At 70.2% G+C, this 11,421-nt stretch carries 7 protein-coding genes; 5 read left to right on the top strand and 2 right to left on the bottom strand.

Features of this window, described 5'->3' with window-relative positions; genetic code table 11:
- Positions 1–32: 32 nt before the first annotated feature.
- Positions 33–3,635: an amino acid adenylation domain-containing protein gene (locus ACH4YL_RS36855; RefSeq protein WP_398511895.1), complete on the bottom strand. Its 3,603-nt coding sequence runs from the start codon at positions 3,633–3,635 to the stop codon at positions 33–35.
- Positions 3,636–3,893: 258 nt separating this feature from the next.
- Here ACH4YL_RS36855 and ACH4YL_RS36860 point away from each other — a divergent pair, with 258 nt between their 5' ends.
- The 3 genes from ACH4YL_RS36860 (at position 3,894) to ACH4YL_RS36870 (ending at position 8,961) form a co-directional block, all read left to right on the top strand.
- On the top strand, positions 3,894–5,888 hold the full coding sequence (locus tag ACH4YL_RS36860; RefSeq protein WP_398511896.1) for a carbamoyltransferase C-terminal domain-containing protein: 1,995 nt from the start codon (positions 3,894–3,896) through the stop codon (positions 5,886–5,888).
- A gap of 353 nt (positions 5,889–6,241) precedes the next feature.
- On the top strand, positions 6,242–7,423 hold the full coding sequence (locus ACH4YL_RS36865) for an FAD-dependent monooxygenase (protein ID WP_398511897.1): 1,182 nt from the start codon (positions 6,242–6,244) through the stop codon (positions 7,421–7,423).
- Positions 7,423–8,961, top strand: coding sequence for a hypothetical protein (locus ACH4YL_RS36870; RefSeq protein ID WP_398511898.1), 1,539 nt, complete (start codon positions 7,423–7,425; stop codon positions 8,959–8,961). Before ACH4YL_RS36865 ends, ACH4YL_RS36870 begins: the two co-directional genes overlap by 1 nt.
- 108 nt (positions 8,962–9,069) lie before the next feature.
- On the opposite strand, the gene ACH4YL_RS36875 is transcribed toward ACH4YL_RS36870, so the two are convergent.
- Positions 9,070–9,948 (bottom strand): substrate-binding domain-containing protein, encoded by an 879-nt coding sequence (locus ACH4YL_RS36875; protein ID WP_398511899.1) that lies wholly within the window; start codon positions 9,946–9,948, stop codon positions 9,070–9,072.
- A gap of 211 nt (positions 9,949–10,159) precedes the next feature.
- Here ACH4YL_RS36875 and ACH4YL_RS36880 point away from each other — a divergent pair, with 211 nt between their 5' ends.
- Positions 10,160–11,029, top strand: a complete 870-nt coding sequence (locus ACH4YL_RS36880; protein WP_398511900.1) for a glycosyl hydrolase family 5 — start codon at positions 10,160–10,162, stop codon at positions 11,027–11,029.
- Complete coding sequence (locus ACH4YL_RS36885; RefSeq protein ID WP_398511901.1) at positions 10,963–11,283, top strand: RICIN domain-containing protein; 321 nt, start codon at positions 10,963–10,965, stop codon at positions 11,281–11,283. Before ACH4YL_RS36880 ends, ACH4YL_RS36885 begins: the two co-directional genes overlap by 67 nt.
- Positions 11,284–11,421: the final 138 nt, after the last annotated feature.

Genomic DNA, 11,421 nt, shown 5'->3' on the forward strand with positions numbered 1-11,421 from the left:
TGTTGTGAGACCTCGGCAGTGCAGTGCGCGGGTCAGTCGGCGAGCGCTTCGGCGAGGATGTCGTCCAGGCTCTTGCCCGTGGCGGCGTGCTGTGCGGCCGTGCCCGGGCCTGCGGCGCCGGATGCGGCGATCAGCTCCGCCACGCCGTCCACGCTGGAGGCTTCGAAGAAGTCGGTGAACGACACCTCGATGCCGAAGTCCTCCTGGATGCTGTTGACCAGTTCCATCGCCAGCATCGAGTAGCCGCCGAGTTCGAAGAAGTCGTCGGCGGGGCCGATGTCTTGCTGGCCGAAGGCATCGCGCCACAGCCGCAGCAGATGCTCGACAATCGCCGCCTGGCCGACCGTTTCGGCGGGTGCGGCGGCGCTGGCTTCGGGCTGGCTCACGATGTCCTCCAGTGTCGTGCGGTACTCGACCGCCATGTCGCGGATCGTGGACTCGTCGAAAAGGCTGGTGCGGTAGGGCAGCGAGAGCAGGAGTTCGGTGCCGCGATCGATGACGATCCAGCTGACGTCCATCTTCGAAATGCCGGTCGACAGGCCCGTCGTCATGCCCTGGAAGTCGGTGAAGGCCAGGCCCTCGCTCTCGCGCGGCAGTGCTGTCTCGTCCTCCGTGGCGAACCACACCTGGAAGTAGGGGCTGCGGCCGGCTCTACGCTCCGGGCGCAGCTCCTGGACGAGTTTGTCGAAGGGCATTGCCTGGTGCTCCATGGCTCCGAGGCTGGTGGAACGCACCTGCTCCAGCACCTGGCGGTACGTCATGCCGGGGCTCAGCGTGATGCGCAGAGCAAGCGAGTTGATGAAACAGCCGATCAGCGGTTCGATGCCGGACCTGAGGCGGTTGGCGGCAGGCGTCCCGACGCACAGGTCGTGATCTCCCGTCCGGCGGTGAAGCTGCACGACCATCGCGGTGAGCAGCACCATGTACGGGGTCGCGTTCTCCTGCCGTGCGAACGCCAGGACCTTCTCGCGCAGACCGGCCGGCAGCGGCAGCAGCACCTTGGCCCCCGCGTGGTCCTGGACGGCCGGGACCGGCCGGTCGGTCGGCAGCTCGGCGGTGGGCGGGTCCGCGAGGCGGGGGCGCCAGTAGCCGAGCAGGCTCTCCAGCGTGTCGCCCTTCAGATTCTCGCGCTGCCACAGGGCGAAGTCCCCGTACTGGAAATCGAGTTCGGGCAGGTCCACGGGGCTGCCGGTGCGATGGGCCCGGTAGAAGGCGGCGAGTTCGTCGAGGAACACCTCCAGCGACACCCCGTCGAAGATCAGGTGATGGACGTGTACCAGGAGCAGGTGCTCGTCGTCGGCGAGCTGAAAGAGGTGCACGCTGAGCAGCGGCGGTTGGCGCGGGTCCAGCGGAACCCCGATGATGTCGTCGCGCAGGGCCCGAGCCGCCGGTTCGCGCTCCGCGGCCGGAAGTCCGGTCAGGTCGTGATGCGTCAACGGGATCGGCGTGCCCGCCTCTCCCACGATCTGTACGGCCTTCCCATCGAGCATGCCGAACCGGGTCCGTACGGTCTCGTGGCGGCCGGCGATCCGTGCGAGCGCGTCATCGAAGGCGCCGCGGTCCAGCTCGCCGCGCAGGCGGCATTGCCACGACTCGTTGTACAGCGGTATCTCCGGTGCCGCCCTGCTGAGGATCCACAGGTTCTGCTGCGACATGGAGATGACGCTTGTGCGCGGCTCGCCGGAGCGTTCGGCCAGCGCCCGCTCGATGAGCCGCCGCTTGTCGATCCACCGCTTGCGCTCTTCCTCTTCGGCCGGCGGCGGCACGGGTGATGGTCCCTCCGACCGCAGTCGGTCGATCTTCGCCGCCAGCGCGGACACCGTGCGCTCGTCCAGGAGATCATTGAGCACGATCCCGACGCCGAAGCGGCGGCGCGCCTCGGCGACGATCCGGGCAGCCTGGAGAGAGTTGCCGCCCATGGCGAGGAATTCGTCCGTCGCGCCGACGGTGTCCCGCTTGAGCACGGCGGCCCAGATCGCGGCCAGTTCGGCCTCGATTCCCGGCTTCGGCGCCACCAGCCCGCCGGCGGAGGGTGTGGTCGCGGCGGCGAGTCTCTCCAGCGCCGTGTAGTCGACCTTTCCGTGGGCGGTGAGCGGAATCTCGTCGAGAACGAGGAAGCGCGCCGGGATCATGTGCGCAGGCAGGATCGCCTGCAGGTGTCCGCGCAGTTCTTCCGCCTCGGGCCGCGCCTCACCGACGCGGCGCACGTACGCCACCAGGTGCTTGTCGTCCGAGCGGTCGGCGGAGAGCATGACGAGTGCCTGTCCGACAGCGGAGTGACGTTGCAACGCGGCCTCGACCTCGGCCGGTTCGATGCGAAAGCCGCGGATCTTGATCTGGTTGTCGATGCGGCCGAGGAACTCCAGGGTGCCGTCGGGCAGTTCACGGCCCAGGTCGCCGGTGCGGTAGAGCCGGCCATCCGCGCCGCCGAACGGATCGGGCACGAAGCGCTGCGCGGTCATGGCCCGGGCACCGTGGTAACCGCGGGCCAGCGCGGCACCGCCGACGAAGATCTCCCCCACCTCGCCCGGCGGCACCAGCCGCATCTGCGGGTCGAGCAGGTGGATCTGCGTACCCGCGATGGCGCGGCCGATCGGCAGCAGCCCGAGCTCGTCCGGGCTCTCCTTCTCGCTGTGGTGGTAGCTGGCCGTCGCGGTGGCCTCGGTCGGACCGTACACATGGATGAGGGGCACGCCGCTGCGGCGCCAGGCCAGCACGGCATCCGGCCGGCTCCGGTCCCCGCCCATCACGACAAAGCGAACCGAGGACGGCAGGCGCTCCTGGGTCACGGCGAGTTCGTCGACGAGCTGGTGCCAGTACGAGGTCGTGATCTCGAAGCCGTTGACCTGCTCCCGCTCCAGCAGGTCCAGGAAGTGCTGGACGCTCGGCAGCGCGCGCCGGTAACCGGCGAGCACCACGGTGGCGCCGCGCAGGAGAGGCGGGAAGATCTCCTCCAGGACGGCGGAGAAGCCGATGGAGGCGAGCTGGAGGAAGCGGTCGCCGGCCCGGATGCCGAACTCGTCGGCGGCGGCCGAGGCGAGGTTGGTCAGTCCGCGGTGCGTGACGATGACGCCCTTGGGCGAGCCGGTCGAGCCGGAGGTGTAGATCATGCAGGCGGCGCCGTCGGCCGGCACGTCGACGTCCGGCCGGCGGTCGGGCAGATCCGCCAGGTCCTGCCACCGCGGGTCGAGCGTCACCACCGGGGCCGCCAGATGGTCCAGACGGTCACCGAGGCCGCTCTGCGTGATCAGCGCGTCGGCGCCGGAGTCCTGGAGCAGATAGGTGAGCCGCTCCTGGGGGTAGTGCGGGTCCAGAGGTACGTAGGCGGCACCGGCCTTGAGGACGCCGAGGATCGCGACGACGAGGGCGGGTGACGGCTCCGCGCAGATTCCGACGCAGGACTCCGGTCCGACGCCTAGGCCGGCCAGACGGTGGGCGAGCCGGTTCGCCAGCAGGTCCAGTTCGCGGAAGGTGAGCGACTGGCCGTCGGAGGTGACGGCGACGGAGCCGGGCGTCTCCTGAACGCGCTGTTCGAAGACGCCGTGCACGGACACGGCCCCGGTGGCCGGGCCTGCCGACCGCGGTGCCGCGCCGCCGGTGTCCGCCTCACTTTTCGTCTCGCTGTAGAGAACCATGTGGGTGCCAACCGTTTCGTTTCGGTGCCTCACCGTGTTCTTTCGAGGCGCTTGATCGCTCCTGGCGACGAGTATGGTCAGACGGCGAATTGAGCGTCATCAGCACAACGGTGGACACCCCGGTGAACGCAGCACGAGTGGCCATCAACATTCCGCTGAGGTCGCGCTGTTGAATTCTCTGACGACCACCGCAGAGGGATTCTCTAGATTCACTTACGCCGGAACAGTTCGGACGGCCGACCTGACAAGGAGACAACCATGGTGGACGGACGCGGCGTCGCCTACTCGCTCTCGTGCTACATGAGCCCGCCCGGAGACCTCGCGGTGCTCGCGCCCCGCCACGACCAGGGCGTCGCACTGTGGCGGCACTCCGGCCGCCGCGTCGAGCTCGTCCGCCTGTGGGAGATCGAGCGGATCAGCGGCCAGAAGCATCACGCCTGGCCGCTCTACACCCCCGAGCGCGCCGACGCATTCCTCAACGGCCTGCTGGCGCAGGAGGGCCTCACCCTCAACGACATCAGCCGTGTATGGGGCACTCCGAGCCTGCCGAACAGTGCGCCTCTGGACATACCGAAAGGCGCCGAGAAATTCCCGGTGCACAGCCTGGCCCATCTTTTCAGCGGCCTCATGCTCGACACCGAGCTGTTCAAGAACGAGACCATCATCGGAATGGCGATGGATTCCGCGCCGGACGCGGTACTCGACACGAGCAGCCCGGAATTCTGGTACGCAGGCTGCCATTCCGCACAGGGCAGCCTCCAGTTCGCGCCCATCGAATCTCCCGCACCGCTGTACAACGCCTCCTCCACACTCTTCCGGCTGGAGCCGGGCTCCCTGATGGCTCTGGCCTCGGCCTGCCGCACGACCATCCGCTTCGACATCGAGGCGGCCGTCGCCGAGCTGCAACTGTTCGGCGGCCGCACCACACCCTGGGCGGCATCGTTCGCGCTGGTCGAAGCGCTGATCAAGGAGGCGGAGGAACAGCTCGCCCACGGTCCGCTCGACAGCGGCTTCAGTCCGGAGGAGAACCTCCGCAGCGCGGTGATGAAGCACGTTCAGCACGCCTGCGACCTGATCGCGGTCCGCAACGTCGAACGCCTGGTGGCCCTCGGCGACGTCCGTACCGAGGACGCCTATCTGTCGACCAGCGGCGGCTTCGCTTTGAACTGCCCGACGAACACACTGCTGCTCGACCGCTTCGGCTTCCGCGGACTGCTCACCCCGCCATGCGCCAACGACTCCGGTCAGGCGCTCGGCCTCGGCATGCTCGGGCTCTACAACACCGGCGCATTCGACTCGGCCGATCTGCGGGTGGAGTCGGCGTACTACGGTTGCGAGATCCACGATCTGGACGAGGCCCTCGAGGAATTCGCTCCGTGGATCGCGGAGGTGTCCGACTTCGACGACGACCAGTTCGTGGCGGACATCTCCGGCGGCGTGCTGGCCTGGGTCGACGGAGCGGCGGAGATCGGGCCGCGCGCACTCGGTCACCGCAGCCTGCTGGGCGATCCGCGCTCGGCGAAAGTGAAGGACCTCCTCAACGACTACAAGCAGCGCCAGTGGTGGCGCCCGGTCGCGCCGATCGTGCTGGCCGAGCACGCCGGTGACTGGTTCGCGCAGGGCCGCCCGTCCCCGTACATGCTCGAAGCGATGCAGGTACGACCGGAGGTCGCCGACCGGGTTCCGGCGATCCTGCACCTGGACGGCAGCGCACGCCACCAGACTCTGGACGCCTCGGTCAATCCGCTGCTCTACCGCGCGATCAGCGCGTTCCACCGGGAGACCGGCGTGCCGATCGTGTGCAACACCTCGCTGAACGACAAGGCCGAGCCGGTGGTGAACACCGCGGCGGAGGCGCTGACCTTCTGCATCAACAAGGGCCTGCCCCTCGCGTACGTGGCCGGCCGCCGCATCGTCCTACGCGCGGAGCCGGTCCCCGCCGCCGCTCCACCCGCGGGTCCGCGCGTACGCGCGGTCGAGTACTTCACCGGCCAGGAAGCGGCACGTGACGCACTGTGGGAGGCCTGGCACGAGCGGGGCTACACCGAGGCGGGCATCTTCCTGCTCACCTGGTCGCCGAGCATCAGGCTGAACGGAGCGACACCTGCCATGGTCAACAAGCTGGCGGAGCACTACATGAAGAACGACGAGAACTTCGCGCATCTCTTCTCGACATTCCACGAGGACGCGGGCCCGGGCTCCTTCTTCGTCAGCCCCGGCGCGGAGCGGCCCCGCCCCGTGATCGTCGAGTGACCCAGCTGCGGGCCCTCACCGCGAAGAGCCTTGCGTCGGGCGTACGTTGACGGCGCGAGCCGGCTCGTTCTCGGTACTGCCGGGTGGTGCTGCCCTCACGGGTCAGCAGCACCCGGCATTGCGGAGTTCCACGGAGCAGCCCGACGTGGTCACCGTCGTACGCCTCCTGACCGGACGATCCGTCGGCACGTTGACAGGCGTGTGTCGACATGTTGCTATGGGGCGCCCTTCAGCCGGACCGGCGCCGCGTCGCATGCCGCTCGACGGGAGCGGAACCGGATCGACGGCCACTCGACCGGGCGGCGTCCCAATGCCGCCATCGAGCGGCGCCCCCGAACCCAGAGCGAGGACACATGCCGCAGCGCGCCGCCACCATCGTCGGCGGCGGGATCGGCGGCCTCGCGGCAGCCATCGCCCTGCACCGCCGGGGCTGGCGCGTCGAAGTGCTGGAACGGGCCCCGGAGTTCACCGAGATCGGCGCCGGCATCTCCCTGTGGCCGAACGCGCTGCACGCGCTCGAGGCGCTCGGCCTGGCCGGCGCCGTGCGCGCACTCGGCGCCGTCGACGCCACGGGCGGCGTACGCGACCACCGGGGCCGCTGGCTGTCCCGCACGGACAACGCCGAGCTGGCGCGCCGCTTCGGCCATCCCCTGGTGGTCCTGCACCGCGCGGACCTGTTGCGGGCGCTCACCGAGGCGCTGCCCGCCGGCAGCCTGCGGCCGGGCAGCGAGGTCTCCGCGGTCCGCGACGACGGCGACGGCCTCGTCGTCGATCACCGTTGGGGCGAGTCCCGGCCCGACCTGGTGGTCGGCGCCGACGGGCTGCGCAGCGCGGTCCGCCGTGCCCTGTGGCCCGACGCGGGCGGCCCACGGTACGCCGGATACACCGCCTGGCGCGCGGTCACCGAGCCCCTCACCGAGCCGCCCTCAGAGGGTGCCGCGACCTGGGGCCGCGGGGCGAGGTTCGGCTACACAGCGCTGCCGGGCGGGCGGATGTACTGCTTCGCGACCGCGTCGCTGCCGGCAGGAACGGCCTCCGGCCCGTCCGAGTACGCCGAACTGCTGCGCCGGTTCGGGTCCTGGCCGGATCCGATCCCCGCCCTGCTGGCCGCCGTCCCCGCAGACGCGGTGCTTCGACACGACCTGTACGACCTGCCGCCGCTCCCCTCCTACATAAGCGGCCGGGTCGCGCTGCTGGGCGACGCGGCCCATGCCATGACCCCCAATCTGGGCCAGGGCGCGTGCCAGGCACTGGAGGACGCGGTCACCCTCGCCCACTGCCTCGACGCCACCCCGGACATGGCAGCCGCGCTCCGCTCGTACGACCTGCTGCGCCGCCCGAGAACCCAGGCCATCACGCGCCGCTCCGCCCGGCTCGGCGCGGTCGGCCAGCTCGCGTGGCCGCCCGCGGTGCTGCTGCGCGACACGGCCGCCCGGCTGACGCCGATGCGGGCCACGCTGCGTTCCATGACGCCGGTGCTCGGCTGGACCGCGCCCGGCGACCCGGTGACCGCGGCCAAGGGCGAGGCTCGCTGATGCCGGACTGGACGTATCACCCGCTGCGCGGCGCGGCCGCTGCCGTCCTCGGCCGGCGCCGTTCACAGCGCACCGCACTGCGGCTGCTGGCCTCGATCGGCTCCCGTCCCACCGGCGCACGGCTGATCGCCCGCGGGTTCGGCCACCGCCATCCGCCGGAGCGGCTCGCCGGCGAGATCGCCGGCGTGCCCGTGACCGTCCGCCTCGGCATATCCGTCCCGCCCTCGCTCGCCCGCGAGGCGGTACGCGCGATGCCGCCGCTCGGGGCCGGTGTCGTCGAGGTGTCGCCCGTCTCGGCGGCCGACGCGGAGTCCGTACGCGAGGCCGCTGCCGGCCGCTCGATCCCGCTCGTTGTCCGCGCCTGCGACCCGGAGACCGAGGCCGCCCTCAAGCCCCATGTCGACGGCTTCACCAACAGCGACGACCCACACCTGTTCCATGTGTCCGACCCGTCGGTCGCCGCCGCGGCCGCCACGCTCGGGGAGCCGGGCGCCGTCGTGCTCTCCAGGCCCGAGGTGCTCGTCGCGGCCGGACCCGGCTGGTTCGCACGGGTCACCGAGGCAGCCACGCCCACCGCGCCCGCTCCGGCGCTACGGGACGTCGGCCGCAATCCCCGCCGCTGGCCCGCCTGGTGGTGGGCACTGCTCGTCGGACTCGGTATGACCGGCGCCGGACTCGGCGCCGCGGCGATCACGCTCGGACCGGTGCTGCTCTGGTACGACCGCGACTACCTCGGCATGACGCTGCACCAACTGCATGCCGCCAACCACCACCTCGTGCACTTCCTCCAGCACGACCGGATCACCATGGCCGGCACGATGGTAGCCATCGGCACCCTCTACACCGGCCTCGCCGTGGGCGGGATCAGACGCGGCTGGCCCTGGGCCCGCGAGGTGTACCTGCTCTCCGGGGCAATCGGCTTCCCCACCTTGTTCTACTTCCTGGCCACCGGCTTCGTGGAACCCCTGCACACGGCCACCGCCCTCGTGCTGTTCCCGATGTTCGTGGCCGCGGTCCGCCGCACCCCGCACGCCCCGCGGTGGCGCCTGGCGCCTGAGGGGCCGGAGCCGGAGCGCCGGCGCGCTCTGGTCGGCCAACTGCTGGTGATCCTTACGGGAGCTGGACTGTTCATCGGCGGAGCCGTGATCTCGGCGGTCGGTCTGACCGGTGTCTTCGTGCCGACCGACCTGACCTTCCTGGGCACCAGCACGCAGACGCTGGAAGCCGTGAATCCCCGGCTCGTGCCCTTCGTCGCCCACGACCGCGCGGGCTTCGGCGGCGCACTGATGGCCGCCGCGGTGGCGATAACCCTGCTCAGCGCGTGGGGCTGGCGGCGGGGTGAGGCCTGGGTGTTCTGGACCCTGGCGACGGCGGCGGCCTCCGGCTTCCTGCCGGCCGTCGTGGTGCATGGCGCAATCCACTACACGGACTTCATCCACCTCGCGCCGGTCTACATCGGCATCGCCATGACCGGCACCGGCCTGCTGCTCGCGCGTCCGTACCTGTGCGCCAAGGCGGCGACGAAGCCGAAGGACTGACGGGGCCGCTCGACCGGGAGAGCGCGCAGTACCCAGGCTGGGAAGTTGGGTCCCGCCTCATCCAGTCCAGAGAGCGGCATTCGGCAGTCGTTGCGCTCCCGGCGACCGTCACCTGGTCGGTATGCGTGGTGGGGCGGTGCTGTGGCGGACGACCAGGTACGTGGCGAGTCTCGCGCGGGTGACAGTGAGGTCGCCTCCGTCCATCAAGGTGGTGACCATGCGCATCGCCACCGCTCCCATGTCCCGCAACGGCCGACGGACCGTGGTGAGCGAGGGCGAGATCCATGACGCGTCGGTCAAGTCGTCGAAACCGACGACGCTGAGCCCGTCCGGCACGCGTACTCCCGATTCCCGTGCCGCCTTGCAGACACCCAGGGCCTGCATGGTGCTGCCAGTGAGGATGGCGGTCGGCGGTGTTCGCCCCCTTAGCAGCGACCAGGCGTGTCGGTGGCCTTCCTCCTGGCGAAAGCCGCTGGCCCGGACGATGGTCGGGTCGAACGGGATCCCGGCGACCGTCAGTGCTTCGCGGTAGCCCGCGACAAGGCTGCCGGCGAGGTCCGACCCGGACGGGCCGCCGATCACCGCGATCCGCCGATGACCGAGTACCGCGAGGTGCTGCACGGCAGTGAGCGCACCGTGCCGACTGGTCGCTGTGACGGAGGGCAGTGCGTCGTCCGTGTGATCGGCTGAGTCGACGAGGACGGCCGGGATACCGCGCCGGGCGAGTTCGCGGCGCTGGTAGGCGTTCAAGTCGGTGCGCGCGGCGATGATGCCTGCGGTTCCGCGTTCGGCCAGCGAATCCAGCCAGTCCATGCCCGGTGTGGCCCTGCCGTGCACCAGGTTGAACGCCACGCCCAAGCCCCGCTCATGCGCGACTCGTTCGATTCCGGCGAGCAGTTCCGTCACCCACAAGCTGTCCAACTCTCCGGTCACCAGATCGACCACGGCCGCCGCCCGGCCGCCGCACTGCGTCGCCCTTGTGGACACCGAGATTCCTCTCTCCGACTCGAAACTTTTCGGGCCACGAGCGGGTATCACGAAAGACGTTGAGCTGCTTGTCCACGCCAAACGGAGCCTTTAGATTCCACCCCCGGGAGCGCTCCCATCCTCCGTCCCCGATTCTAGGGAAAGAACCCCCATGCGAAAGCGGAACAAGGTCATACGGGCGTTAATGGGCGCCCTGCTCATGTTGGGTGGCATGACGGCTCTCGGGTCGCCGGCGCAGGCCGCCGTGGAGATCTGCGACCGGGTCGGGACCGCCAAACTCGCCGGTGGCGAGATCATCGTGCAGAACAACCGATGGGGCGCGGACACGACCCAGTGCATCAGCGCGGACGGCACGGGCTTCCGGATCACCCGGGCCGACCACAACAACCCGACCAACGGCGTCCCGGCCGGATACCCGTCGGTGTACAAGGGCTGCCACTACGGCAACTGCTCGGCCAACAGCGGCCTTCCGCTGAAGGTGAGCGACTTCGGCGACCCGCGCGCGACCTACGACATCAGCACCCCGGACTCGGGCGAGTGGAACGCCTCCTTCGACCTCTGGTTCGACGCCAACCCCAATCCGAGCGGACAGAACTACGGCGCCGAGCTGATGATCTGGGCCAACCACCGGGGCCGCCCGCAGCCGATCGGGTCCAAGGTGGGCACCGCCTGGATCGAGGGCGCGAACTGGGACGTATGGATCGGCAACATCGGCTGGAACGTGATCTCCTACGTCCGGCAGCAACCGGCCAATCTCCTGGACAACATCAGCATCAAAGCGTTCACCCACGACGCGGCCAACCGCGGCCAGATCAACTGGGGCTGGTACATGACCAGCGTCCAGGCCGGGTTCGAGCCGTGGGTCGGCGGCACGGGCCTGGCGGTGAACCGTTTCGCCTTCACCACCAACGGCGGCGGCGGGGGCGGGGGCGGGGGCGACGCCCAGAAGGTCGTCAACTCGGGCAGCAACCGCTGTGTGGACGTGGAGAACTGGGGCACCGGGGAGGCGCCAAGTTGCAGCTGTGGGACTGCTCGGGTGACACCAACCAGCGGTGGAAGCCGCAGAGCGAGGCGCTGGTGAACCCGGCCTCCGGCAAGTGCCTGGATGTGCAGGGCGGCGGCACCGCCAACGGCACGCGGGTGCAGCTGTGGTCGTGTTCGCCCAACAACGGCGCGCAGCGCTGGGTCCGGGACGCCAACGGCAACCTGCGCAACCCCCAGTCGGGCAAGTGTCTGGACGCTGTCGAGCGCGGGACCTGGAACGGCACCGCGTTGCAGATCTGGGACTGCGGCGGCGGCTCCCAGCCACAGCAACAGTGGCGGTTCGAGGGCTGACCTCGGTCACACCGCGGTGGGGGGGGGGGGGGGGGCCCCCCCCCCCCCCCCCCCAAACAAACCCCCCGCGGGGCATGAGCCCGCCAACCCGCACGCGCCACAACGCCCGGGGGGTCGCGCGCCCCCCCAAGTTGTTGG

It is taken from the genome of Streptomyces sp. NPDC020681 (assembly GCF_044334895.1).
GTDB lineage: Bacteria > Actinomycetota > Actinomycetes > Streptomycetales > Streptomycetaceae > Streptomyces.